The 26,402-nt window shown below is 40.9% G+C and carries 28 protein-coding genes; 9 read left to right on the top strand and 19 right to left on the bottom strand.

Features of this window, described 5'->3' with window-relative positions; genetic code table 11:
• Positions 1–21: 21 nt before the first annotated feature.
• Positions 22–288: a YfhJ family protein gene (locus ACSR9O_RS21150; RefSeq protein ID WP_101225953.1), complete on the bottom strand. Its 267-nt coding sequence runs from the start codon at positions 286–288 to the stop codon at positions 22–24.
• 113 nt (positions 289–401) lie between these two features.
• On the opposite strand from ACSR9O_RS21150, the gene ACSR9O_RS21145 reads away from it, so the two are divergent.
• Positions 402–557 (top strand): small, acid-soluble spore protein K, encoded by a 156-nt coding sequence (locus tag ACSR9O_RS21145; RefSeq protein ID WP_034305387.1) that lies wholly within the window; start codon positions 402–404, stop codon positions 555–557.
• 41 nt (positions 558–598) lie between these two features.
• Here the strand turns inward: ACSR9O_RS21145 and ACSR9O_RS21140 are convergent, their stop codons facing one another.
• Positions 599–910: a YfhH family protein gene (locus ACSR9O_RS21140; protein WP_063234815.1), complete on the bottom strand. Its 312-nt coding sequence runs from the start codon at positions 908–910 to the stop codon at positions 599–601.
• A 75-nt stretch (positions 911–985) separates the two neighbouring features.
• Positions 986–1,783, bottom strand: coding sequence for a recombination regulator RecX (recX, locus tag ACSR9O_RS21135; RefSeq protein WP_101225952.1), 798 nt, complete (start codon positions 1,781–1,783; stop codon positions 986–988).
• A gap of 125 nt (positions 1,784–1,908) precedes the next feature.
• Between recX and ACSR9O_RS21130 the strand changes: the two genes are divergently transcribed.
• The 3 genes from ACSR9O_RS21130 (at position 1,909) to ACSR9O_RS21120 (ending at position 3,299) form a co-directional block, all read left to right on the top strand.
• Positions 1,909–2,829: a TIGR01777 family oxidoreductase gene (locus ACSR9O_RS21130; RefSeq protein ID WP_491725495.1), complete on the top strand. Its 921-nt coding sequence runs from the start codon at positions 1,909–1,911 to the stop codon at positions 2,827–2,829.
• A 53-nt stretch (positions 2,830–2,882) separates the two neighbouring features.
• Positions 2,883–3,005 carry a YfhE family protein gene (locus ACSR9O_RS21125; RefSeq protein WP_081088510.1) on the top strand — a complete coding sequence of 41 codons (123 nt, stop codon included), beginning with the start codon at positions 2,883–2,885 and terminating at the stop codon, positions 3,003–3,005.
• A 108-nt stretch (positions 3,006–3,113) separates the two neighbouring features.
• The gene (locus ACSR9O_RS21120; protein ID WP_101225951.1) at positions 3,114–3,299 is read left to right on the top strand and encodes a YfhD family protein; all 186 of its coding nucleotides are present in this window, start codon (positions 3,114–3,116) and stop codon (positions 3,297–3,299) included.
• Positions 3,300–3,685: 386 nt separating this feature from the next.
• Here ACSR9O_RS21120 and ACSR9O_RS21115 read toward each other — a convergent pair whose 3' ends face one another.
• The 5 genes from ACSR9O_RS21115 to ACSR9O_RS21095 all read right to left on the bottom strand — a co-directional run bounded on the left by ACSR9O_RS21115 (position 3,686) and on the right by ACSR9O_RS21095 (position 9,046).
• The gene (locus tag ACSR9O_RS21115) at positions 3,686–5,266 is read right to left on the bottom strand and encodes a fatty acid--CoA ligase (RefSeq protein WP_230178808.1); all 1,581 of its coding nucleotides are present in this window, start codon (positions 5,264–5,266) and stop codon (positions 3,686–3,688) included.
• A gap of 132 nt (positions 5,267–5,398) precedes the next feature.
• On the bottom strand, positions 5,399–6,550 hold the full coding sequence (locus tag ACSR9O_RS21110) for a thiolase family protein (protein WP_491725022.1): 1,152 nt from the start codon (positions 6,548–6,550) through the stop codon (positions 5,399–5,401).
• Positions 6,551–6,583: 33 nt separating this feature from the next.
• Positions 6,584–7,729, bottom strand: a complete 1,146-nt coding sequence (locus tag ACSR9O_RS21105) for an acyl-CoA dehydrogenase family protein (RefSeq protein ID WP_491725021.1) — start codon at positions 7,727–7,729, stop codon at positions 6,584–6,586.
• Positions 7,730–7,809: 80 nt separating this feature from the next.
• Positions 7,810–8,577: a 3-hydroxyacyl-CoA dehydrogenase gene (locus ACSR9O_RS21100; protein WP_101225947.1), complete on the bottom strand. Its 768-nt coding sequence runs from the start codon at positions 8,575–8,577 to the stop codon at positions 7,810–7,812.
• A gap of 73 nt (positions 8,578–8,650) precedes the next feature.
• Positions 8,651–9,046 carry a MerR family transcriptional regulator gene (locus tag ACSR9O_RS21095; protein WP_491725020.1) on the bottom strand — a complete coding sequence of 132 codons (396 nt, stop codon included), beginning with the start codon at positions 9,044–9,046 and terminating at the stop codon, positions 8,651–8,653.
• A gap of 164 nt (positions 9,047–9,210) precedes the next feature.
• Here ACSR9O_RS21095 and ACSR9O_RS21090 point away from each other — a divergent pair, with 164 nt between their 5' ends.
• The 3 genes from ACSR9O_RS21090 (at position 9,211) to ACSR9O_RS21080 (ending at position 11,214) form a co-directional block, all read left to right on the top strand.
• A complete protein-coding gene (locus ACSR9O_RS21090) occupies positions 9,211–9,636 on the top strand; it encodes a universal stress protein (RefSeq protein WP_101225945.1) in 426 nt (141 codons plus the stop codon).
• Positions 9,637–9,799: 163 nt separating this feature from the next.
• The gene (cidR, locus tag ACSR9O_RS21085; RefSeq protein WP_260359082.1) at positions 9,800–10,684 is read left to right on the top strand and encodes a cidABC operon transcriptional activator CidR; all 885 of its coding nucleotides are present in this window, start codon (positions 9,800–9,802) and stop codon (positions 10,682–10,684) included.
• A gap of 158 nt (positions 10,685–10,842) precedes the next feature.
• Positions 10,843–11,214 carry a hypothetical protein gene (locus tag ACSR9O_RS21080; protein WP_101225943.1) on the top strand — a complete coding sequence of 124 codons (372 nt, stop codon included), beginning with the start codon at positions 10,843–10,845 and terminating at the stop codon, positions 11,212–11,214.
• A gap of 67 nt (positions 11,215–11,281) precedes the next feature.
• Here the strand turns inward: ACSR9O_RS21080 and ACSR9O_RS21075 are convergent, their stop codons facing one another.
• The 5 genes from ACSR9O_RS21075 to ACSR9O_RS21055 form a co-directional block, all read right to left on the bottom strand.
• Positions 11,282–12,004, bottom strand: a complete 723-nt coding sequence (locus ACSR9O_RS21075) for an amino acid ABC transporter ATP-binding protein (protein WP_076371113.1) — start codon at positions 12,002–12,004, stop codon at positions 11,282–11,284.
• Positions 12,001–12,657 (bottom strand): amino acid ABC transporter permease, encoded by a 657-nt coding sequence (locus tag ACSR9O_RS21070; protein ID WP_101225942.1) that lies wholly within the window; start codon positions 12,655–12,657, stop codon positions 12,001–12,003. The genes ACSR9O_RS21075 and ACSR9O_RS21070 overlap by 4 nt, the downstream gene beginning before the upstream one ends.
• Positions 12,658–12,736: 79 nt before the next feature.
• Positions 12,737–13,558, bottom strand: a complete 822-nt coding sequence (locus ACSR9O_RS21065; protein ID WP_101225941.1) for a basic amino acid ABC transporter substrate-binding protein — start codon at positions 13,556–13,558, stop codon at positions 12,737–12,739.
• Between the two features lie 341 nt (positions 13,559–13,899).
• A complete protein-coding gene (locus ACSR9O_RS21060) occupies positions 13,900–14,919 on the bottom strand; it encodes an AI-2E family transporter (protein WP_491725019.1) in 1,020 nt (339 codons plus the stop codon).
• 428 nt (positions 14,920–15,347) lie between these two features.
• A complete protein-coding gene (locus ACSR9O_RS21055; RefSeq protein ID WP_048687214.1) occupies positions 15,348–15,578 on the bottom strand; it encodes an excisionase family DNA-binding protein in 231 nt (76 codons plus the stop codon).
• A 251-nt stretch (positions 15,579–15,829) separates the two neighbouring features.
• On the opposite strand from ACSR9O_RS21055, the gene ACSR9O_RS21050 reads away from it, so the two are divergent.
• Both ACSR9O_RS21050 and ACSR9O_RS21045 read left to right on the top strand, forming a co-directional pair.
• Positions 15,830–16,756, top strand: a complete 927-nt coding sequence (locus ACSR9O_RS21050; protein WP_101225940.1) for a UCP032817 domain-containing protein — start codon at positions 15,830–15,832, stop codon at positions 16,754–16,756.
• Positions 16,757–16,862: 106 nt separating this feature from the next.
• The gene (locus ACSR9O_RS21045; protein WP_101225939.1) at positions 16,863–17,111 is read left to right on the top strand and encodes a hypothetical protein; all 249 of its coding nucleotides are present in this window, start codon (positions 16,863–16,865) and stop codon (positions 17,109–17,111) included.
• A 126-nt stretch (positions 17,112–17,237) separates the two neighbouring features.
• Here the strand turns inward: ACSR9O_RS21045 and ACSR9O_RS21040 are convergent, their stop codons facing one another.
• From ACSR9O_RS21040 to ACSR9O_RS21015, 6 genes are all read right to left on the bottom strand, one after another.
• Complete coding sequence (locus tag ACSR9O_RS21040; RefSeq protein WP_491725018.1) at positions 17,238–21,908, bottom strand: hypothetical protein; 4,671 nt, start codon at positions 21,906–21,908, stop codon at positions 17,238–17,240.
• Positions 21,909–22,076: 168 nt separating this feature from the next.
• Complete coding sequence (locus tag ACSR9O_RS21035) at positions 22,077–23,273, bottom strand: MFS transporter (protein WP_491725017.1); 1,197 nt, start codon at positions 23,271–23,273, stop codon at positions 22,077–22,079.
• A gap of 138 nt (positions 23,274–23,411) precedes the next feature.
• Complete coding sequence (locus tag ACSR9O_RS21030; RefSeq protein WP_491725016.1) at positions 23,412–24,374, bottom strand: sensor domain-containing diguanylate cyclase; 963 nt, start codon at positions 24,372–24,374, stop codon at positions 23,412–23,414.
• Positions 24,375–24,614: 240 nt separating this feature from the next.
• Positions 24,615–25,409 carry a DUF4097 family beta strand repeat-containing protein gene (locus ACSR9O_RS21025; protein ID WP_491725015.1) on the bottom strand — a complete coding sequence of 265 codons (795 nt, stop codon included), beginning with the start codon at positions 25,407–25,409 and terminating at the stop codon, positions 24,615–24,617.
• The gene (locus tag ACSR9O_RS21020; protein WP_101225494.1) at positions 25,402–25,956 is read right to left on the bottom strand and encodes an HAAS signaling domain-containing protein; all 555 of its coding nucleotides are present in this window, start codon (positions 25,954–25,956) and stop codon (positions 25,402–25,404) included. The genes ACSR9O_RS21025 and ACSR9O_RS21020 overlap by 8 nt, the downstream gene beginning before the upstream one ends.
• Entirely contained in the window at positions 25,953–26,273 is a 321-nt protein-coding gene (locus ACSR9O_RS21015; RefSeq protein ID WP_101225495.1) for a PadR family transcriptional regulator, read from the bottom strand. The genes ACSR9O_RS21020 and ACSR9O_RS21015 overlap by 4 nt, the downstream gene beginning before the upstream one ends.
• Positions 26,274–26,402: the final 129 nt, after the last annotated feature.

Genomic DNA, 26,402 nt, shown 5'->3' with positions numbered 1-26,402 from the left:
ACCCCTCTGGAATCAGCTTTTTTAATGCACTCGATTCTGCTGATTTAATAACTGTTGATATTTAGGGTTTTTTGCAATGAATTCGTGGAATTGCTCACCGTAGTTATCAATCCAGGTCCTTACAACTCGCGATGTCATTTCTTCTCCGGCATATTCATGCCCGGCCTTTGCATAGGTCGCCTCGAAATCTTCCCATAATAATTCCACCCAAGTCAAAGCTTGCTCATACGTGATGTGTTCATTTTTCTCAAGCAGTATCTTGGTTAATCTTTCATGGTAATCATTCATTAGAACCACCTCATTGCCAATATTTTTACAGAATGAACTATACTGTTCCATACCCATACTAGTGGTAAGCGGAAACGCTTCTGTCTTTAATCTGATGCTTGGAGGAGAAAAATTTGCGAAATAAACAAAAAGGATTCCCCAACCAAAACAATAATAAATTCCAAGGCGAGCCTCGTGCCAAAGCAAGGTATGCTTCAAAGCGTGCAGATGGCAGTATAAATACACACCCTCAAGAAAGAATGAAAGCCTCAAACGAGCGATCGAATTAAAAGATGCACCAGAAGGAATCGGGTAGTTCCCCGGTTCCTTTTTATTTTAACATTGAAATCGGCAGTGCTTCTTCCTTACCGCTTCCGCCTAAGCGGTATCCCCAGGCGAATACGCCATTCATATAATCAATTTTGAAATAGACACCGGGATCTCCGTCAATTTGATATATTTCACCTTTTTTGAAATCATCCGGATTTAACAAATAGGCCTTTGCCATCGTCACTTTTCGTTCCAATACTGAAAATTCATTAACCATTCCCAATTGCTCTGCTTTTCTCGCTTTTTCAGTCAACGCTGCAATTTCCTGCTGTAGTTCATAGGCGGACAACTTGCTGTATCTTACGTCGCTCATATATATGACTCCTTAAATGAAATATTAATTTACCTCTATATTAAACAAAATTTTGCGATTTGGCTATCGATGCACTTAATCCCCATCAGGATTGGAAAGATAACGCTCAATCAATTCTATTGGAAAACCTTTTCGGTATAATGCCTGCTTCATTTTTTGTTCATATTCGAAGCCTTCATGGTTTTTATATCGACGTTGCATTTTTTCGGCATGGTGGCAAAGAGAATCCCATTGTTCATCTTCATCCTTTTCAACCGTCACATCTTCAAGTGCTTCATGGATGACATCTCTTGGGAAGCCTTTCCGTAACAAGGTTTGTTCAACCTTCAGCTTTAAAGCTCGTTCGGAAATGTTTTTTTCCTTTTTGACCGCTTTTCCAGCAAGTTTGCTTGCATGTTCAATCTGAATATCATAGGGGTATTCCTTCAATGCCTCGACAACCAACTTTTCTTGCACCCCTTTTTCCTTAAGCTCGAGCTTAAGGGTAGTGGGCCCTTTATTGCCGCCATTCACATGGGTCCGTACGTAAGCCTTGGCAAATTCAAGGTCGTCTAAATAGTTAAAGCTGTAAAGTTTATGTATCGCTTCCTTAATGATCGGCTCTTCCGTTTCCTTCTTTTTTAAATAAAGGCGAATTTCCGATTCCGAGCGCATCCGGTATGATAAATAATTAAGTGCATCGGTAAATGCTTTTTGGATTTCATCATGGAATTGTATTTCAGCCAAAAGCAGGTCATCAAGTTCCATACCCTTTTTTAAGTGAAATTTCAATAGCACTTCTTCGTCTACACTGAAGGCATATTTTTCGTCAACGAAAATGTTATAACGATCTTTACGTTTCTTTTGGGTTGTTATTTTTGTTATGTTTGGCATAAATCCACCCCCTCCACTACTTTACCCCTTTACGTTTACCATTTCTATATATAGCATGTCTAAAAATGAAAAAAGAACATGGGCATGTTAAAGTGAAGGAAAGAAAGGGAAAGGAAGTGGTTTTCATGAAAATAGCCATTGCTGGTGGAAGCGGTTTTGTCGGCACAGCCCTTATTGATGAATTATCAAAAGAAAATCATGATATATATATTTTGACGCGTCATCCCGAAAAATTTAATAAACAGACTAATTTGACATATATCGGCTGGTTGACCAAGGACGCAAAGCCGGAAAAACACTTGGCAGGGCTCGATGTTTTCATTAACCTTGCTGGTGAATCTTTAAACAGCGGGCGTTGGACACCTGAACGGAAACGCCGGATTGTCGAAAGCAGGGTCGAAGCTTCCAAAGAGATGAACCGGATCATTTCCATACTGCCCGATAAAGTGTCCGTCATCATTAATGCAAGTGCAATCGGATATTATGGGATTTCGGACAATGAAACCTTTACCGAAACCTCTGAATCGATTGGTGATGATTTCTTGGCCCGTACTGTTCAACTATGGGAAAAGGAAGCGGCTAAATCACGCTCTTACAGTAAAAGGTTGATTCTGACAAGATTCGGGGTGATTCTTGGAGAAAAAGACGGTGCACTGCCAATGATGGTCCTCCCCTATAAACTATTCGGCGGAGGAAAGATGGGCAAAGGGAATCAGTGGCTTTCCTGGATTCATATCCATGACGTGGTCCGTGCAATCATCTTTTGCATGAACGATGCTCGGATAGAAGGTCCAGTCAATTTTACTGCACCGAACCCCGTTCAGATGGATACATTCGGGAAAACGATAGGAGCTGTCCTGCACCGGCCCCATTGGTTGCCCGTACCTCCCTTCTTCCTCAAGAAACTGCTTGGGGAAATGAGCATACTTGTACTTGAAGGGCAAAATGTCCTTCCCGCTAAACTTAAAGAGGAAGGATTCACCTTCTCCTTTCCAACCCTTAAAGAAGCTTTACAAAATACCTTAAAAGAAGATTCTCACGTATGAAAGGGTCATTTTAGGAAAAAATAGGGATATTAAGTGGAATGGAGATGATCTAATTGCTTAAAAAACACGATAAAGAGAAAAGTAACTTGACTAGTACACAAGCGATTCTTTATGCTCGCGAATTTAAAAAAGCAGATCGGGCTGGTGGATATACCGAAAAGAAATCCCGTCGTTAAGTTTGGAGTTTTTTCCCGTACATTTTGAACAGCCACTCAACACAAAATAAGCTGGAGATGATAAATGAATTCATCTCCAGCTTATTTTTTATTCTAGGGGGCGCTAACATGGGACGCAATAACATACACCATAATCGAGATAAGAACAAACAGAAACTTCCTCAGGTTCCTAAAAACCTGAAAAGTGACGGACTTGACGTTGAATATTCTTCCGAACTGGCTGACCAGGAAGACATCGAGGCACAAGCCCGGGCAAATGCGGCTGACCGCCGTGCTCATAATCGCCGCTTATAAGCAGGAAAAACCAACCAAGGGGCTGTAAATCAGCCCCTTATGTTTTCTTTATTTACATAGCTTATCCACAGCCCTGTGTATATTGTGGATATATTCAGAAAATACTGATAAAAAACAAGTACAATAAATCACCTTATCAACATGAAAATAATGTTATTTCTGGATAACCCTGTGGATTATGTGGATAAAGTAGATTTTAAGCTAACCACTCAGCATTATTTTTGTGGATAACTATTCTCTCTCCTTGAATTGTTCCACAGGATTATTATTTATATAATAACTATCTGTTACGGTCTATATTAAGTCTTACCTCCAAGTATTATCGTATGCCAAATGACTTTTCCACCCCTAACTTGTCAGTAGGCTTATTGCTATTGACCCCAGCATTAAAGAAGGTTCCCCAAACTTTTTCCATCAGCATTTTCTTCCAACTGTTTACGAAGCAAGAATTTTTGCATCTTCCCACTTGCGTTTCGAGGCAGCTCATTACTGAAGATATATCTTCTTGGACGTTTATAGTTCGCCAGTGTTTCACTGTTCTTACACCAGGTTTCTAAGTCGGATTCCGCTAGCGTTGGGTCTTTGGCTACGATGAAGGCCGTTACCATTTCCCCCCAATGATCATCTGGCTGACCAAGGACTGCACAGTCGAGAACTCCTGGATGCTCATATAATGTATCCTCCACTTCCCGTGGATATATATTTTCCCCACCGGAAATGATCATGTCGTCCACCCGGTCCTTGACCCACAGATATCCATCCTCATCCAGGAAACCGATGTCACCGGAATGGTACCAGCCTTTGTAAAGCGCCGTTTCGGTCTCTCTATCTTTTTGAAAGTAACCCTGCATGATACATGGACCCTTCACAAGGATCTCCCCTGTTTCCCCAGGTTCAAGCATATCCTCGGGATCCGATGGCCCTTCTTCATTCGGGCGGACAATGATGATTTCATGTTCGGAGCATGCCTTGCCGGCAGAACCTGCTTTCCTAATTTGATCTTCCTCCAATAGGAGAGTGATGGCGGGACCCATTTCAGTCATTCCATAAGCTTGGATGAACTGCATGCCGAGTTTCTCCTGACAGGCCCTTACAAGTGAGGGGGCCATCGGGGCTGCTCCATAAAGCCCAAGCTTCAAACTCTGGAATTTATAATCATCCAAGTTTTCCTGAATGAGCATGTTCCACATCGTAGGAGCAGCAAAAAACTTGGTGATCCCCTCGGATTCAATCAGTTCCATTACCTTTTTGGGATTAAACTGATGTAATATGACATTTGCGGCACCGACCTGTACGCGAGGTAAAAAGGAACAGTGCAATTCGGCACAATGGAACATCGGTGCAGTAATCAAACCGATATCAGAGCGTTCGTACTTCATTGCTTCTATTAAAATCTCTGCTTGTTTGACCATATCTTTATGAAGGTGGATGACCCCTTTGGGACGTCCGGTAGTCCCGCTCGTATACATGATGGCATAGATATCATCCTCGTGAACATCCACTTCTTCTGGCTTTGATGAGATGCTGGCCAATTTCTGGCGGTAACCTTTGGCATATCCAGGTACATCATCATCAATATACCAAAAGGCCGTTTCCGAAAAACGCTTTTCAACCGCGGCAACGTTCGCTTCCAATTCGTGTTCGAATAAAACGACCTTTGGAGCAGCGTCGTTCAAGATGAAAGCCAACTCTTCCGGCATTAACCGGAAATTGATTGGATTAAAGATTGCACCGATTTTTGCACAGGCAAAGAATGCTGTTGCAAGCTCTTCATTGTTGTAAAGGTACGTAGAGACCCTGTCCCCTTTCCGCACCCCTTCCGCTTGAAGGGCCGCCGCCAACCTATTCACCTGCTCATTCCATTGAATGTACGTATAGCGGATATTTCTTCTCACGTCGTAGATAGCTTCTTTAATGGGGAATTCCTGAACCGTCTGATCAAAGATATTTTTAATCGTCACTGACATATCATTTTCCTCCTCAAGTAGGCCCACCATCAACAGGAAGAGTTCAGGCAAAGCCTGCGATGGTCGGCTTCATCCCTTTTCAGCTTTTACTTTCGTGCGAATTACGAATATTCATAAATGGAATGTCCAGTTTCAGTCCAATCTTTCTATGATGGTCGCATTCGCCATCCCATGACCTTCACACATTGTTTGCAGCCCATAACGGCCGCCAGTCCTTTCTAACTCATGGATCATTGACACCATCAATCTGGCCCCGCTGCCGCCAAGAGGATGACCCAAGGCAATCGCCCCGCCATTTGGATTCAGTTTCTTCGGGTCTGCCCCCGTTTCTTTTAGCCAGGCAATCGGTACAGGAGCGAAAGCCTCATTCACTTCAAATATGTCGATATCTTCAATTGTAAGACCTGCTTTTTCCAAAGCTTTTTGGGTGGCGGGAATCGGCCCCGTAAGCATCAGGGTGGGATCTGACCCGACAACAACCCGTGTATGCACTTTAAAGCGCGGTTTCAATCCAAGCTCTTCGGCTTTACTGCGTTCCATCAATAATAAAGCGGCAGCACCGTCACTGATTTGACTTGAATTCCCCGCATGGATTAAACCGTCTTCTTGGAAAACCGGTTTCAATCCAGCAAGTACTTCAAGCGTAGTTCCACCCCTTGGGCCTTGATCTTCCGTAACTTCGATATGATTTCCTTCTTTATCAGTACCCGATACTGATATCATTTCACGATTAAAATGTCCCTCTTTTTGAGCACGTATTGCCTTGGCATGGCTCTCCACGGAAAACTGATCACAATCTTCACGTGTTATTCCCCACTTATCGGCAATTCTCTCAGCTGATAACCCTTGGTTGATCACCTCATAAAGGTCCATATACTTTTGGCTTGTTACAGCACCTTGGTAATTAGACCCCATGGGAACTCGTGACATGTTTTCCACTCCACCTGCCACTACCACATCCATATCACCCGACAAGATGGCCTGGGAAGCGAAGTGGACTGCCTGCTGACTTGATCCGCATTGACGGTCAATCGTCGTTCCCGGCACTTCAATCGGAAATCCGGCAATCAGTGCAGCAACCCTTGCTATATCACCGGCCTGTTCGCCCGACTGTGAAACACAGCCTAAAATGACATCATCGACAATAGCCGGATCGATGCCCGCCTTTTCAATCAGCTTCTTCAATACTTCCCCTGCCAGATCATCAGGGCGGACGTCTTTCAAGACACCATTCCTTCTGCCTACTGGCGTGCGAATCCCTTCAACGATAACCACTTCCCGCATATACTCTCTTCCCTTCTCAACCTTTTTATTAAATTAAAGACCCATATTCTTAGCGATGATCTTCTTCATGATTTCATTTGTCCCGGCATAGATGCTCGCTACCGGAACATCCCGATACCTTCTGGCAATCTTGTATTCCTCCATATATCCATAGCCGCCATGAAGCTGCATGCATTCAATGGATATTTTTCTGGCAGTCTCCGTCAAACGCCATTTTGCCATCGAAACTTCCGTTACAACCTGTTCACCAGCCATATGTTTGGTGATCAATTGATCTAGGAAGGCACGCCCCATTTTGATTTCCGTTGCCATTTCCGCGATTTTGAATTGAGTATTTTGAAACTGACTTACGGATTTTCCGAACGCTTCCCTGCCCTTCACATACTCAATCGTATCGGCCAGCATATCCTCAGATGCGGTTTGAGCACAAATTGCCACCACAAGTCGTTCCTGCTGCAGTTTATCCATTAGGTAATTAAACCCTTTGCCTTCTTCACCAAGCAGGTTTTCCTTTGGAACACGGCAATCCTCGAAGATGAGCTCTGCTGTATCCTGACTGTGCAAACCAAGCTTCTTCAGTTTTCGACCCCTGGAAAACCCGGGTGTATCCCTTTCGACCACAACTAAGCTAACGCCTTTATGTTTCGGAACAGCATTTGGATCCGTTTTACAGGCAACGATGACCAAATCCGCATGTATGCCATTCGTGATGAATGTCTTTTGGCCATTTACTATGTAATGATCTCCGTCCAAAATGGCAGTCGTTTTAATATTGGCCAAATCCGAACCTGTACCAGGCTCTGTCATGGCAATGGCTGTAATGATTTCCCCCGTCGTGCATTTGGGAAGCCAGCGCTGTTTCTGCGACTCATTTCCGTATGCGGAAATATACGGAACGGTGATGTCACTGTGAAGTCCGAAACCAATGAAACCAGAACCGACTCTTTCCAATTCCTCATTAATTATGACTGAAAAGCCCCAATCTCCCCCTGAACCCCCATAATCTTCTCCTAGGTCCGGACATAAAAAACCCTGTTCCCCCATTTTCACCCAAAATGACCGGGGAATGATCCTCTCTTCTTCCCATCGTTCATAGTGGGGAACTGCTTCTTTCTCTAAAAACTTTCGGAATGACTTACGGAAAATCTCATGATCTTCACTTAGGTATGGATGTTTCATCTGTTTTATCTCCTCTCCAATTCTTTGTCGGAGGCTCTTTTCCTGGATTTAGAATGGATTGCCCTGAAGGAATTAACAACTTACCTGGGTGACATTCTAATGGCCCCATCCAGTCTGATGGTTTCCCCATTCAGCATTGGATTCGTTATGATGCTTTCCGTTAGTTTAGCGTACTCTTCTGGATACCCGAGCCTTGATGGGAATGGTACGGTTTTCCCTAATGACGTCCTAGCTTCATCAGGTAACGAATCGAACATCGGAGTATGGAATAGACCCGGCGCAATCGATACGACACGTATCCCTTTGCTGGCAAGCTCCCTTGCGATTGGCAGAGTCATACCAACAATCCCACCCTTGGAGGCACTATATGCGGCTTGTCCGATTTGTCCTTCAAAGGCAGCGACCGAAGCAGTATTGATAATGACGCCACGCTCCCCTTCTTGATTCGGCTCATTTTCGACCATTTTTTCCGCGGCAAGCCGGATTACGTTAAACGTACCGACCAAATTGATTTGCACGACTTTTGAGAACGCTTTCAATTCATGCGTACCTTTTCTGCCTATGACCTTCTCTGCAATTGCAATGCCTGCACAGTTGATGACCGCATTGATGCTCCCGAATTTTTTCATCCCTTCATCCAACGCCACCGATACGCTTTCTTCACTTGTTACATCCGTTTTAATAAATAGGACTGAATCTCCCAATTCCTGAGCCATTTTAGCGCCTTTTTCCTCAGAAAGGTCAAATATGACCGCTTTTCCACCTTTTTTAATGATGTTTCTTACTGTCGCGGCTCCAAGACCTGAAGCTCCTCCTGTCACAACTGCAATCGTTTCTTGAATTTCCAAATCCTCACCCCATTTGTTTCTAGAATATATATTCATCTTTCACTATCATCAAAACCTATTTTCAAGATTTATTTCACCGCTTGCCTGTTTTATCGTTCACTTTCAAGTCATGAAGGGTTTCGGTAAAGCCTTTGATTACCAGTTCAAAATCCTGCTTCAGCCCATCCAGCTCTTTAATGCGTTCATTTATTTCGTTCAGCTTCTGTCCTGCAGTTTCAATCGTTTTTTCCAATTGCTTTATGCCTGTCCTATCCTTTTCGAATAAAAGGACGATATCTTTTATTTCCACTAACGAAAAACCATACTTCTTACCGCGCATTATGATTTTGAGCTGTGCATATTCCTTCTTTCCATAAACCCTTTTTCCCGTTTCGGTACGCTTTGGTTTAAGCATACCCAGTTCCTCATAATATCGGAGGGTCCTTGTCGTCAATCCGAATTCTTTTGCTAAATCAGAAATGGTGTACATGTTAAAACCACACTTTGCAAAGGGATTATTTACCTTCATTTTAACATTGACGTTAACGTAAACTTCAATAATTATTCACAAAATTTATAATATATGAAACTATATGAAAGATTTAAATTGATATACTAAGGGTATATTCTTTTAAAGAAGGGAATGATCGCTCAATGCTATGTTCAAAAATATTAGTTGCTTATGATGAATCCGAATTGGCACTTAAATCTTTAGAAAAAGCGATTGAATTAGCGAAGCTGGATCCCGCTATCGAAATCCAGGTGCTTCACGCTGTTACGCTGCCAATCAAACCAAATATATATGGCAATGCCTTTCAGGAAATTGAAGAATCAATGCTCAAGTATGGCAAGGAAGTGATTAAAAAAGCGGAAGCGCTTTTATCCGAAATCCCGAATGCATCCCAAACATTTGTCATAGAGGGTTCAGCCATCACGGCTTTATTGGAACATGCAAAATCCCAGAATTGCGACCTTATCATCATGGGCAGCCGCGGATTGAGTGGCTTCAAGGAATTCCTTGGCAGCGTGAGCCACTATATCGTTCAACATTCCCCAGTTCCTGTCTTGCTGGTCAAATAAAATTCACGGCAGTACTCTTTATGACCAGCCCTTTCCTAGGCTGGGTTCCCCTTGGAATCCAGCTTATTTATGCGTGCATGAATTCCAAACTTATCATGTTTTACAAACACTTCCGTTTACAGGTAAAATGAAACTAATTTAAACGAGGATAACAGGTGACGCAATGGATATTAAACATTTGCAATACTTTATAGAGGTAACCAATTTCAATAGCTTCACTCGGGCTGCCGACCATTTATTCATTACCCAGCCTACCATCAGCAAGATGATTAAAAACCTGGAAGCCGAGCTAGGAGTTGAGCTTTTTGATCGTTCACGCAAGCAACTGATTTTGACCGATGCAGGCAGGGTCGTCTTAGAGCAGGCAAAATTGATTGATAAGGCCTTTCACAATTTGGAAACGGAAATGGACAATTTATTAGGCCTGAAAAAGGGACATATACGCATCGGGCTTCCGCCGATAATAGACGCTTCTTTCTTCCCCCGGATACTTAGCCGTTTTCACGAGGATTATCCTAATATTACCTTTCAATTAGTAGAGGATGGTTCAAAGAAAATAGAAGAATCCGTTCAAAGTGACTTAATTGATATAGGCGTAATAGTCCTGCCAACCAACACCGCACTTTTTCATCATTTTGCTTTTTTGGAAGAAGACATCAACTTGATTGTCCATCCCTCCCATCCGCATGCTTGTGTGGAAGAAATTGATTTGGCCGACCTGGAAAAGGAATCTTTCATCTTATTCAATAAAGATTACGTCCTTCGAGATCTCATCATTTCATCCTGTAGTGAAGCTGGTTTTTCTCCACATATCGTAACGGAAAGTTCACGATGGGATTTTATTGAGGAAATGGTTTACTGTAAACTTGGCGTTGCTCTATTACCTGAAAGTTTATGCCGTCATGATGATCGCGTAAAGACAATCAAGGTTAAAAACCCCTCCATTAGTTGGAATTTAGGATTTATTTGGAGTAAGGACCATTACCTTTCATACGCTGCAAAAGAATGGCTGAAATATACGAGGGAAGCGTTATCAGATAAGCAGTGAATTATCTAGCATGGTTGATGTAAGCACTATCATAGATTTAGGTTATGCACATGATAACATCTAACCATTTTACAATGCGTTACGGCGGGGTTAGACTAGTATAAGTAAAAAGCACGGTAAATGCTGATGGATCCATATATTCTAAAAAGGAGATATTCATGATCACTTTATCTAGTGTCGATGAGTTACAGGCAACAGAAGCAGCGCTGGAGAAAATTAAATATTCATACCCCGAACTATTTGATAAACTGCTCCATGTCGTTGCCTTAACACGGGCTCTTCAATTTAAATATCAATATATGGGCACATTACTCATGGATGAAAACCCTAACGAATACACCCCTGAATTCGTTATGCCCTCCGTTATCGGATTATATATAGAGGAAGTTCAAAAGTTAAAGGATGATCCGAATATCCAGGCATTACTTCAGACCTTCTCCCAAAATAAAAATATTGGATATGCCAAAATCAGTATGCTTGTGCTCGGTAAAAGCCCTGAATCGCTTTTAGGCGCCTCATGCATCAAATGAAACCCCCTGATATACTCCGAAAAAAAAAAACCTCCCTTTTATGGAAGGTTTTTTTCTTTACGTGTAATTAAAGCACTTTACTCAAAAAGGCTTTAGTTCTTTCCTGCTGGGGATTATTGAAAATCTCACTAGGAATATTTTCTTCAATAATATAACCTTCGTCCATGAAAATCACACGATCTCCAACTTCTTTTGCAAACCCCATCTCATGGGTCACAACTACCATGGTCATGCCTTCCTTAGCCAGCTGCTTCATGACCTCAAGGACTTCGCCGACCATTTCCGGATCTAGAGCGGAAGTCGGCTCGTCGAATAGCATGATTTTCGGTTCCATCGCCAACGCCCTGGCAATTGCGACGCGCTGCTTTTGTCCCCCCGATAATGAATCCGGATATGCGTTCGCTTTCTCGGCAAGTCCGACTTTCTTAAGCAGTTCCATCCCTCTTTGGGAAGCCTGTTCTTTGGATATCTTGCGGACCTTTATCGGCGCAAGCATTATATTCTCAAGAACAGTCTTATGTGGAAATAAGTTAAAATGCTGAAATACCATGCCAACTTCCGTCCGGACTTTATTGATATTGACCTTCTTATCTGTCGTATCAAGCCCTTCAATGAAAATATGGCCTCCCGTTATCGTTTCAAGTTGATTGATACACCTTAGGAAAGTGGATTTTCCCGACCCAGAAGGACCAATCACCACGACTACTTCCCGAGGGGAAACGATTGCATTGATATTTTTCAATACATCATTATCGCCAAATGACTTCTTAAGATTCTCCACCTTTATCATTCTGTTTTCAACCTACTTTCGAGTCTATTTAATACAAAACTTAAGATGAGGGTAAGGAATAGATAGATGAAGGCACACGCCAAGTATGGCTCCCATACTTTAAAGTACTGACTCCCCATCGCTTTCCCCCAATACATCAATTCCGGGGCAGCAATGACACAAAGCAGTGATGAATCCTTCAATAATACGATGAATTCATTTCCTAACGGAGGAATCATCCGTTTGAAGGCTTGAGGCAATACAACATGTATCATTGTTTGCACATGGGTCATTCCCAATGAACGGGCCCCTTCCATTTGCCCTTTATCGATGGATTGAATGCCCGCCCGGAAAATTTCGGCTATATATGCAGCTGCATTTAAAGATAAAGCAATGACACCGGCAGTTACTGCATTCGTTTCCCCGGTAAAAAAGGGCACAATTCCAAAATGGATTAAAAAGATTTGAACTAAAAGCGGTGTTCCGCGAAAAACCGTGACATAACAGTAAAATGGAAAGGCAAGCACCTTGTTTCTCATGATTTTCCCTAAACCGATCAATAACCCCAAAAAGGTTCCGATGAGGATGGAGGAAACTGACAGCCCTATAGTAAGCAATGTTCCTTTTAATAAGAAAGGAGCATATTCAAAAATAATATCCCAGCGAAAACTCATTTTGTTTCCCTCCTAAGGCCAAAAAAACTGCGTAACTTCACACGTAAAGTTACGCAATCTTTTTACTATCCATTTATTTTTATTGTTGTGATTTCAATGTTTCTATATCTGGATCAGTACCAAACCACTCTTTATATATTTCTGCATATTTCCCATTTTCATAAATGGCATTCACGGCTTTATCGAACTCCGATTTCAATTCACTGCCTTTTGGGAACATAAGACCATAAAACTCCTCATTGAAACTTTTGCTATCTTCAACGACTTTCAGTTTTTGATCGGGGTTATTTTTCACATATTCTTCAACAACCGTATTATCAGCTACGACAGCCGCAGCTCCGCCTTTTAGTAATTCCTGAATGGCCAGGTTATTATTTTCGAATTTTTTGATATCCTTGTGATTCTTTCCAAGGAGTTTCTCTACCGCTTCCTGTCCAGTAGTACCGGTCTGAACGGCAATGACGTTTCCTTTCAATTCATCTCCAGATTTTATATCACTATTCTCAGGAACTAGAATCTTGTTTGTGGATAAGAAATACGGAACCGAGAAGTCATAAGATTGTTTTCTTTCGTCATTCACTGTAATCGCAGATATGGCGACATCCGCTCTCTTACCTTCGATTTCAACAAAAATCGGATCCCAGCCAACAGTTTCCAATTTAACTTCATAACCCGCTTCTTTTGCAACGGCATTGATGAAATCAACATCGAATCCTACAATCTTATCGCCTTCAAGATATTCAAATGGAGCATAGTTGGCGTCCGTCACGATCCTGAGTGTTTTTCCATTGGACTCTTCTTCATTACCAGTTGTCGAGACTTCCTTACCCTTCCCGCATCCTGTCATGACTAGTAACAAAGAAGCTACCATGGCAAACACTAAAAAAGAAACCTTTTTCAAAATAATCCCCTCTTCTCTCTCGTAAACTCTCTTTTTTTAAAAAAAACAGATAAATCTAACTTTAGAGAACATTCAGTATATTCTTTTAAGAATATTATACGTTTATTTGTTTTTTTATGCAATAAAAAGTCGACAAATAACTTTAGTAAAATAAAATTTTAATCAATTAACTTGGTAAATCAAATACGCAGCTAAGCTCCAATGGGGAAAGATGCACCCTTTTACCCTTTTTTCGAATTAATGGATATTATATTGAAAATAGATAGTGCCACCTTTCAAAAGGTTTAATAGAACAAAAATAAGCAGCGGCCATATTAGCGTGGCCGCTGCTCAAATGATTATTATGGAACTTCCTTATTCCCCTCTTCAATATCTAACATATCCAACAGGAAGATGAAAATCGGTATTCCGATGATCAATCCCCATATCCCAAGGAAATGCTCGGAAAACAATAGGATGATGAAGGTGAAAAATGTTGGAAGATTTGTTTTTGCCGACATGAATTTCGGATTTAAAATATAGCTTTCAATTGAATGGATTACAACTATCATGATTAATACAGCAATCACTTTGGGCATGCCGCCGATACTATAGGCAATCATACTAAGTGGAATGAGGGAGATGATGACCCCTGCAACCGGAATCAAACCCAGGAAGAAAATCATGATCCCTAGACCGAGCAACTGCGGGAAGCCAAGAATCCATAAGAAAGTTACAGATAGGACAGCATTCGTAATGGCTATCAAGAACTGGACCTCAATCACCTTTCCGAATGAATTGATGAATTTGACGCCAAAGTGGCTTAAGTTTATAAAGAAAGATTTAAATTTGGCCCGCTTGAATTTAGAAGTGAAACGAATGATTTTATCTTTTTCCAATAAGAAAAATAGACTAAGCAACATGGAAATGAAAATTTGAAATGCCAGTTTACCGAAATCGGATATATAAAGATAGAGTGTATTCATCTGTGTTTGAAGATCGAGCGGCGATCGCAGCTCGTTCATTATATTAATGGCATATTGAATGACCCTGCTATCTGGTGGATGTTGAAAGAAGAAAACGATCTGTGTCACTAATTCCGTGAATTGTAGCGTAATGACCGGTAGATATTTATAAAGAACGATGGCTAAACAAGAAATGACGACTGCATATAAAAAGCTTATAACAACCTTAGAGTTGATATGCATCACTTTATTCAGCCGAATCATGATAAATTGCTCCAGCCTTCCCATCAGGAAAGTGAAAACAAATGTGAATAACACGATATTAACCATACTGCCGATGCTTATTAAAAAGAGAACTAATACAATTAATGTAATTAACCTTGAAAAACCTTCGCTTTGCAAATACTCTTTTACCACTTACCTATCTCCTAACTACCATTCTGCCGTGATAATTCCATCTACCTTTCATTTTACACGGAATTGAGGAATTCTACTACAATTACCTTCCATTGACAACAAAATTATTTGAATGGGTAAGACTCAGGATGAAGACGTAGTTAAGACCGTTTTCGAAAATTCGACCATTAATTTCTCAGCACTTTCTGCATGAAAAAACATCTGCCAAATTTGCAGATGCCAGACTTTAGACAAACTCAATGAAAATCGAGTATGTCTAAGCTTTTTTATTGTTTTTTAGAATTTGGACGTTGATTTCCGCTCCAGCCACTCGCTTTCCGCGGGCGGTCGCGGAGCCTCCTCAGCTTGCGCCTGCGGGGTCTCCTCTAGACGCGCTTTTCCCGCAGGAGTCTCGCACCTTACGCACCAATCAACCAAATGGGCAGATGTTAATCTTCATCCTTCACATCGATATCTTCGGGGATGGGTTCGTTATAATAATCCGCTAAATCCTTCTTATATTTCTCCATCTGTTCAAGATGCATATTAAACTGATCTTTAAAAATCAAATGCTGCTCACCATCATGAACGGTGCGAATTTTATTTTGAACGATCAAACTTTCTATATAAGATTCCGGCATCGATAGATATTCCGCAGTCTCTTTTACTGTCAAGTACATGCCTTCACCCCTTTTCCTCTCTAACTATACTAGATATGAGGCATTATTTGAAGCGCTTGATTTTTAACTAAAAACCCCTTACATGCCAAGGAAAGGACGATACCCGATTCGGGGTATTGTCATGCAACCTCACCAGCTTAATCAATTTCCGCCAATGGAACATTTTAGATGAAACAACTTACAATCCCTTCCATTAACATGTAAGATAATGTTAAAGCAATATATCCATAGATTAAGAGGAGTGGACAAAGATGACCTTCTTTTATGTCATTCTTGCGGCAATTTTTGCTGTTTTCCTGGTCAATTTCGTTAAAGGGCTAAGTGAACCGGCTAAATTAGAACGCTATCAAAATGAATTCCGTAAATACCATGGTGAAACTTTAGATCTGCATGCAACGGAAATCGTTTCAGAAGCATTGATAGAAAAGCTTAATAAAGCACTGGATTTCAATTATATGGAAAAAGTCAATGCTGAATTCCGCCTGAAGCATCCTCGGGACTCACAGTTAAAGGTCAATCAGGCTTGGCGTGAATTGAAACGCTATTTGATTATGGCTGCAGTGTTTGGAAAAGTTGAAATGTTTAATTCAGTCATCGATGAGTTATGGCATATCATGCTGAACTATAGACAGGAATATGATGAGTTTTGCCAGGTTTTCATCGGTAGGACCATTCAGCACCATCCTCATTCAGAACCTGTTTTCAAACCCGATGAGCGCACTCTTTTTGACTTTTACTATGTACAGCTATTTACGGTGGACTCCCATTCCATTCAAAAATGGGGCAAATTTTTCAAACATGATAAAGGGCTAACGCTTCTCCGAGATTTTGAAACGTTGGAGCTGGAGCAGTTAAAAGAGAAATATATGCGGAAACCGACAAGTATACAGGCGGAACGGACCTTTGAATCTTTCACTTCCCAATTTAAAGAAAATCGCCCCATGTCAGAATTGAATTGGCGGAAAACGTACGATCAGACTGACTACGCAGCTCCCGCCTATTTCACTTATGCAAGCACCGATGATTTCGACAGCGAATTTAAAGATATTTTCGGTAATGAACCGAACACAGTTTCCACTGGATCCGGCCATGCAGATCATGGTGGCCATAACGGTTCCCATGACAGCAGTTCTGATTCCTCTTCAAGCTGTTCTTCATGCAGTTCTTGTTCGTCTTGAGCTTTTCGCTTGGAGAAATCCAAGCGTTTTTGTATACACAAGAATTAGATGAACTGGATTGATGAAGCTTAATTTTTTACTCAATTTTAAAGGAGTTACAACTGATATGCATGATAATGAGATACGAAAATTCAGACCAGTTTTTGTCTATGCAAATTTGGAAAATAAGAAAAAATTAGTGCAAGGTTTAACTGAAGATCGAGTGAAATTAATTCAAGAATTAAAAAAATATAGAAATGCCCTTTCACCATTTTTAATTAATGTTTTGCAAACTAATATAGATCAGTGGGAAATAGAAATTCATGATTGGGAAGAGGAAATAAAAAAAATAGAAGCAGAGAAAGAGAGCTTTTAAGTACTCTCGGTTTGCAGACAAAAAGGGTTCGGAATTTATAAATTCCGAACCCTTTTTGAGATTTCCTTTGAATTTTCGTCCAAGGTTAAGAGCTCGGGTATTTGACGCATTCCATTTCCTTCTTCATTAATTCCACCGATTGAACCAATTCTTGATCCTTTGTTTATTTTTCTCAAGAACCTCCTTCGATGTCCGGTTGTCTTTTTGTTTTTTCCATTCAAAGAAAGATGCAATTCCGATAAGCAGCCCTCCACCGATGATTAAATACAGCCACCATGGCATCTCGCTCCACATAGAATTGGTATTCATATATACATTGAATAAAATCGTCCCAGTTCCAGCGATGAAATAGGATTTATATTTCATCATGAATCCAAAGAGCATTGCTGCCAATGACACGGTTCCGATAATGAGGGCATCATATAAGGTGTTTCCTGCCATTGCATCAATGATCAGGGCTAAAAACAAAAGGAAAACAATACCGCTTTCGATATATTGTGTGATTTTGCCTTTAACAAAAATTTTCCTTAGCAGAGTGGTGCTGACAATGAACAGCGGCAGAATATTCACCTCCTCCTCAAGTACAGGAGGGATCGTGAGCTGATCGACAATGACCCAATACGGATATAGGCTGAACAAAATCGCTGCTGCCAACTGGGATTTTCTTTCCAACATGCCTGTCGTCGTGCTTCTCATCAAAATGAAATAGGCCGGAATCAGAAGTGCCGCGATGATTTCCAAAATGAAATGTGCCGGTCCCCCTGTCAAAACATCCATGTTCATGGCAAGAAGAAACAGCAGACCATAGACTCTGTAAAAATCCAATTGAAGTCCTGCCCCGCCTTTATCTAGCAAGCCTTTAAAGTATTTCTTGCTTAGCAAGACCATTATGGCCGTACACCCAAAAAGGACTGCCGTTCCAACGAAAGGCTGTAATGTGTCCGCGTACACGATGATGATCCAATACGGATACAAACTGAGAACTCCCGTCAGCCAAACGTAGATGCCCTTTTCTTTTACATCCTTTGTGAAACTTCCAATCAAGATGAAGTAAACCGTGATCAAGAGCGATACAAAAACTTCGAGTAACTGGGTCAATGTTTCAGTTGCTGGAAATCCCCGATTCATGGCCAGTAAAAACAGCAAGCCATATATCCTGTATGCATCGAAGGTGATTCCTGTTTCTTCCTTTTTGATTAAACCATCGAAATAACGCCGGCTTAAAAGCAGCATCCCTGACATACAGCCAAAAAGGAATAGCAATCCCATTACAACAGATAAGCTGTCGGCATAGCCGACTATGATTAAGAAGGGATACAGACTGACTAGTGCAGCAATATTGGAATAGATTTTCCTTTCTAGCTTTTCCGCTGTCAAGCTTCTCAGGAAAATGAAATAAGCGGTTAACAGCAGCGATACAAAGACTTGGAGTAACTGATGCTTAGTATCATTAAAAACCTCCGCATTCATATCGATCAAAAAGAATAAACCATAAATCCTGAAAGGATCAAAGCTGATGATGCCTGATCCGTTTTTCTTGAGTAATCTGCTGGAATACAGGCTGCTTAACAACAACATACCTGCCATACAGCCAAAAAGAACAGCCAAACTCGTGACGATTGGGAGTGTATGGGCATAAACTATGATATTGATGAACGGGAAAAGGCCGATGATTGCCGCTATTCCCGAGTAAATGCTTTTTTCTTTCTTATAGATCGTGAATCTTCCCATCAGGATGAAGTAGCTAGGCAACAGCAGGGAAACAAAAATCCCCAAAATCGCAGAACCTGTATCGCTCATAAACACTTCCAGATTCAGAGTACACAGATATAACAAGCCAAAAATTCGATAATAATCAATGACTCTCTTCGTTCCCTCTTGGTTGAGCAATCCTTTGAAAAGGCGTCTGCTAGCCATCATCATCACAACCATACATACAAGCAATACGATAATCGCCATAACCAGAGCTAATGTATTTACATACATATTATAGAAGATGAACGCCAGGCCTAGAGGAACCGCAACATAGTTCCGCCAATTCCTTTGCATGAGCAGATACCAGGCAAACAAGAGCTGTACAGTCATCACTCCTACCCAGACTAACTCGCGGTTAAGTGGAAAGTCCCGGATTGCCGTTTCAAAAATGGATATGCTTATCCCTAAATGAATGAATGGAATAAGGTAATACTCAATGATGCCTTTCCAATTCTTATTGGATAACGCCCACAGAATGGTTATGAGTCCTGCTGTAATCATCATGCATATTGATGTAATGAATACCATTTGCTCCATGTTTACCACAAATAAATGGACCTGTAGGAAAAGGACTGAAAACCCTAGGTACGTAAAAACGTATTTTTCCCATTTCACATGCGCCCTTAAAGCACTTAAAATATAAATCGACAGTTGCGCAACATATAGTAACGGTGAGCTTTCCGTAAAAATAATGAGCAAATATCCAACAGGAATCGACAGTAAATTGGCAAGGTGACTTGCGTAAATGAAATACAGTTTCCCATTTTTTGAATATTTCCCAAGCCATTCTCCTAATAGGAAAAAGATAGTGGGGCCGAGCAACACGAACGCAATCCTCAGCACCATTGAAGCAAAATCAAAAACATCGTAGAGTGAAGCATATAAGCTGGCACTTGTAATCACGACAGGCACCCAGAATATGTGCTTCCGATGGATATGGACGGACCAGCCGTTTATTGCGGTAGCTACGGCAATCACTCCGCTTGCCTCCAAAGGATTCCGTGAATCGAATGGAATCGATATCAAGGAAAGGAAGGAAAGAATCTGTCCGCTATATGCAAAAACTGGAAATAATTTATGATATCCCTTTTTAAATGTGTAAGCTGCACCGATGGAAATCAGTGAAACACCCATTAAATAGACGCTGAGCGGGATATTTGACCGAACCCATTCTAAACTCTCCATCAAATATGGATAGAAAGCAACCAAAGCCAGTACGAAAGTGATTGGAAATCCGTATAAGGCATTTTCCTTCATATGCTTTGTTTCGTCTTTTATAAATGTGATGAAGAAAAGCCCAGAGATCATGGCGAGCGCCACACTAACTGCAAGCCAATCCATTTCGCTGAATTTAATGGTCAGTATCACTAACATGATCATTGGGGAGATAAGTAAGATACTCTTCCTAAACAGGATGTACCTTGGGTGACGATTATATAAATATACTCCAAGATATTGAATGACCTGAATAACAAAAATCAGATTTAAGATGGTAGAAAAAGAGACTGGCAATGCAAAGAAAAGGTATAGTAACGCTAAGTCGAAAATAACAACAGCCGGGTACGTGAGGCTTGAATTTCTCGATTGAAGGGAAACATAGGCAAGCTGAGCGGATACTAACATGAGCGCGACGAATATTTGCGCATAGTTCTCCTGGTACACCATCGCGTTACTATATAAGAAAACGATCCCGCTCCCAATCAAACTGGTGAACGTGAAGTTCTTGGAAAGCTTAGTCATTTTGGATTTAACCAGATATTTCGATAGCATGGTAAAAATGATTGGTACAAATGCAAATGCGGTGATCATGTACTCACTTAAAAACGAGTTATAAACAAGATGGATATATCCATACGTGAAAACGGCGCTAAAAGCCATTTCATAATATTTTTTTTGGAATTTGACCGAAATAATTAAAAACAAAACAGAAAAGACCATCAACGTTAGCGAATACACCAAGTTGCTTGAAAATAACGTCAGGATCACAAAAGTCTCCACGATAATCTTAAACTGGATAAATTGAAAAATGAATGGTTTAAATAACGTTAGTGCTTTTTGATTTTTCAATTGCTCAATATTCCATAATAGCATTAAATTAAGAACGCCAATCGCCAAAAACATCCACGCAATAGTCGGCGTCACAAAAGCCAATCCGAAATAGCAGGTAATGGCAAACGTGAATATTGAAATGAAAATGAATATTTTCGACTTGAAGTAGTCAGCAATCTTACAATAAATGGCTAAGCAGAGTAATCCCCCAAGAAACCCCAGAAGCCCCCGCCCCCCACCATTAAGTGAAAGGTACTCTCCAAAAATCCGATAATATGAAGCTGATAAAATCGTAATCGGAATGAATAAACCCGCTAGCGTCAAGAATGCAAAAGAGGTCTGTTCAATTTTCAGTTTCGAAGCGATGAAGGCCATCCCTGCAAAAATGACGGATACCATTCCAATGAAGAGAACTTTCAGGACCGCATTCAGATCCCCCCATGAAGTGGTTGCTAAAATCAACCCGCCAAACAGAAGCAATATGACCCCAGTGAGCAGGATGACAGAAATATTCCGTTCCCTGATTTGCTCAGGTGTTTTCTTCGGCCTTGCCGGTTTTACCGGTTTCTCCCGCTTGATGGCCTGCTTTTGAATAACCGGTTTCCTATCAGTGATCTCCTTGACAGGTTCAAGGCTCTCCTCTAAACCGGATTCAATGTGAGCATACCCGGCCTTCTCATCTTTCATTATCGATTCGTTCAATCCACTGGATTCCTGAAATTGCAATGAAGATTCTTCGATCAGGCTATCCTGAATCCTCTTATCGGCACTTTCACCGATTTCCGTTTCAGTTCCATGGGTGGATTTCTTCTTTTCTTGCTCTAAGCGCTTTTGTTTATGGAGGGCTAATTGGAAATGCCGATTGTATGCCCTGCTAATCCGGATATATTCTGATTTAGGGATGAGCCGCCTTTCCCATAAAACATCCAGCTCTTCTTGGAAAATACGCTTCCTTCTTTCTAATGTCATTTCTTCGTTTGAAGAGTCATTCATTCCAAGCTTCCCCTTCCTTCAAATAGACCTTCTATCATCTTATGTATAATCTCTTTTCGATAATAACAAAGTTTTTCCATTTTTAAAATATATAGGATAATGCACCAAGGGTGTTCCTACTGACTCAAAAAAAAGAATGACTTCCATTGAAGCCATCCAACGTTTCTATTATATTGATTTTACTTTATCCTCGCTCCTGATAATGCATAAATAAACGATCATTGAAATGAAAATCGAGGCGGCTGCAGTGATATAGATGCTCCTATATCCGAAGAGGAAGCCAATCTGCCCGAACACGATGGCACCTATGCCCACTCCAAGATCGAAAAATGAAAAGTATGTGGCATTCGCCATCGCCTTCCGATTTGGTGCCGTCTTTTCAATCGACCATGCCTGCAGCGCCGGCTGGACAGAGCCGAATCCAAATCCATAAAGCACTGCCGCAATGTAAAGGACCACTTCACTCGGCATCCATGCAAGCAGGAGCATCCCAGCCATGATGAGTACTGTTGAAGGCACGAATATGGCTCGATGTCCCCTTCGGTCATATAATCGACCCGCAAATAATCTCGTGACCATGAGGGCCATTGCATATACTAAAAAATACCACTGAATTCCATCCACACCTTTTTCCGCTGTATATAGGGGAAGGAAGGTTGCAATTCCACCGAATGTAACGGAAATGAAGAAAATGAGCAATGATGGCTGAAGGGCACTTTTTTCATATATATCAAACCTTTTGGCTCTGACAGCCGCGGAAGGATCACTTTCCACTTTTTGATACCGAATAAGTGATGCTGTAACAATGGAGAAAAATCCCAATAATGAACAGATCAAAAACAACTCTTGAAACGGAAGGACCGTAACTAGAAAAAGACCCAATGATGGCCCGAATGCCAGCGCTAAGTTACCCGATAATCCGTAATACCCCATCCCCTCACCACGCCGTTTCGCAGGGATTATATCGGAAGCAATCGTTCCTGAAGCCGTTGAAGAAAATCCCCAGCCGACGCCCTGTACAATCCGCATCATGAATAACAAGCCGATGCTTCCCATAAAACCGAAGGAACCCACTGACAATGCAAAAATGGCTAAACCGGCAAGAAAAACCATGCGCCTTCCCTTCGTCTCCAATAATCTGCCGGCAATCGGCCGAACGAGCAAGGCCGAAAAAGTGAAGATTCCAAGGACAGCCCCCACCAGGCGATCGTCACCGCCAAGCTGTTCCACAAACAGCGGGAGGGTCGGCATCGTCATTTGAAAACCCATGAAGATGCACATATTTGCCAAACAGATCATGATGAAATCACGTGTCCAGATTTTATCAGTCCCTCTTACCCGTTCATCCACTAAGGTTTCCCTCATATCCCTTCACCTTCTAATTATTATAGTCATTGCCAGTTTACTAAAATTGGTTAAAATAAGCGAATGATTTATTTCGGGTACCTAAATATATATATATAAATAAAAGACCAGTATGACACTGGACTCCCCCTATATCTTTCATCTACCGGCCCGAACAAGTTTCTGTTCTTTTCTTCGCCGTTTATCTTGAAACATTTTTTGATCCGCTTCCATGAATAAACTATCCATATTTCCTTTTGAATTCGAACGGTAAGCATGCCCAAATGACATACTGATGTGAGGGCCTTTTTTTAGATCGTTTTGCAAAAGGATTTCTTCCTTTAATAATTCACAAAGAGATTCCACTTCTTGCTTGCTTCTATCAATTAGCAGAATGGCAAACTCATCTCCTCCCACTCTCGCTAAAACAGCGATGTCAGAGAATATCCGTTTCAATAGATTTGCCGCTTCTTTAATCAATTCATCCCCTTTCTTATGGCCATGCGTATCATTCATATATTTCAGCTCATCTAAATCACACAAAATCATGGCAACCGGAGTATCAAAATCCAGATTGGATTTGGCAAATATATTATCAAAAAACTGTCGATTATGGATATTCGTTAATGGGTCATGGGACATTTGATACTCAATATCCTGTATGAATCTCACTCTTTCATCGATATTGCGAATGATTCCTTGAACGGCTACCAATTCATCTTTTTCATATATAGGTGTAGCATATTCCTCGAACCACAAAAAATCCCCCTCGATATTTTTCCAACGTTGAATGACCGGCTTAGTATAATCAATCCCACCATATATCTTTTCATTTAGGATTTCAAAGTCATCAGGATGAATCCTTCCGAAAGGGGAGGAAGGGTCATTGTATGCTTCTTCCAAGACGCCATGACCTAAAAGTGTATTGATGGATGGACTTAGATACCTGAACTTGGAACTTGGGTTTGTTTCGTAGCAGTAGATAATATCCTTAGAACTTTCCACTATATTAAAAACCTTTTTTTGCACTTCGAATCCTTTCTTCCGATAGTCCTTTTCCCTTTTCTTGCGAGTGAAGATCGTACGTTTAAATATATCCAATGACAATTTATTGAATTTCATTCCACAGCCCCCATACTTTTGAAGTCATTTTCATTAAAATCTTTCCTTAGATTTGATGGCGGACTTATACTCATTACTTTTAACATAATTATCCTTTATATATTATAATTCCAAAACATCTAAAGGAAAAACTTTAAATGTTTTTCCTTATCTCCTTAAGTAAATGGGAAAGCTTCTAGCAATGGCCGCATAATTGAAAAAAGCCGATTCCAATTGAATCGGCTTTTTCATGCTTCATGACTATTTCGTTATCTCGATTTTTCCATTATTCGTTTCCAATTTCACTAAGTTTTCACCTTTGCCAATGACAGTATCTCCCTCATACTTACCAAGGATATCCACTCTCCCATTGTCAACATGAACATCGAAAGTTGTATTTGTCGGTTCATTCTCCGTTTGGATCATGATTTTACCATTATTACTTTCGAAATCGATCTCCCTATCCAAGTCTTTCGTGACCAATGTGATTTTACCGTTATTCGATGACCCAACCAGTTTTCCCTCCACATTATTAAGCTCTACTTTTCCATTAGCAGATTTCACTTCAACTTTTTCGGTTATTATATCATTTAATTCTACCCGGCCATTTTGAGACCTCACATTTAGATCTTCACTTTTCAATCCTGATATTTGCAATTTTCCATTATCGGATTCGACGGCAAAGGATTTATAAGATTCATCAGGCACATACACCTTTAAATGTAAGGATTGAATATGAAAACCAAAGCTAAAGGTACGTCGATCTTTTAATTGTACCGAAAGCTTCTTCCCTTCCACATCTGCGGTGAAATCCAACTTGGAAACATCCATCCCTTTTGAAACCAACTCTATCCTTGTCTCCTTATCCTTGGTTGGAACGATCTCTACAGCTGCATTGTCAGTGTCGATCTGAATGTCCGTTACGATTTCCGAAATCGTTTTTTCCTCTGTAGTCGTTTCCTTATCCGTCACTTGGGAAAACGTAAACAGACATCCTATTACTCCGATCAATAACAATACAAGTGCAATGATCGATAATTTTTTCACATTAATCATTTTTCAAACCGCCTTTCACAAGAGAAGCGTTAAATTTTAAATAGCGAATGAATCCTTTAGTTAAAGCACTCGTAGCGACAAACATTCCCATGGCAATGAAAATGCCAATCCCGCATAATCCCAATGCGAAGAAAAGATCGAATAATTGAAAGTTACCTATCGCAAGGTTAAAAAGAACGCCAAACGGAGCTAGAATGAACGCTATCGCCGAAGCCCATCCTGCAATGACAACTCCGATCAATGCTATAAATGGTCCCAAAACGATCACTAAATTAAAGAATCCCAAACCAATGACTGCCCAAACTGCCCGCATTACATTACCTGCTGAAGTAGTTTGCTCGACCTGACCAAGACGATAGGATGCCATCAGTTCCTTGGAAATCTGTTTAGGATTCCCAAGAGATTTGGAGATTTCCTGCTCTGACTTCCCTTCTTCCATTCCAATTTCGAAATACTCTTCGTAATCTTGAAGGATATCTTCCCGTTCCTCTAAGGAAAGTCTGGTTAAAGAGGCATTCAATTGTTTTAAAAATTGTTCTTTATTCATTGGTTCACACCTTCCTTGATTAATTGATTGACCCCATTGGAAAATTCATTCCATTCCGTCAACAGCTCTTGAAGGTATCTCCGGCCTTTGTCGGTTAAAGTATAATACTTGCGCGGAGGCCCTTCTGTTGATTCTTGTAAATATGTCGTAAAATACTCTTCCTTCGTCAATCGTCGTAAAAGTGGATATACCGACCCTTCCGATATTTCAATTTGATCCGAAATCTTCTGTACAAGTTCATATCCATAACGATCCTGCTTATCCAATAAGACCAGGACACACAGCTCCAGAACACCTTTCTTAAATTGCACATTCATAGCACCATCACTCCTTCCAAGAGTCCTTCAGTATAGTTCAATAAACAGTACTGAACACCGAACAATACATCTTATGTAAATAATTTACCACACGGTACTGTTCATTGCAAGGTACTATAAATAATATTT

The organism is Peribacillus sp. B65, assembly GCF_058513295.1.
The sequence above is the reverse complement of the archived record's forward strand: the minus strand, read 5'-3'. Positions and strand labels throughout refer to the sequence as shown.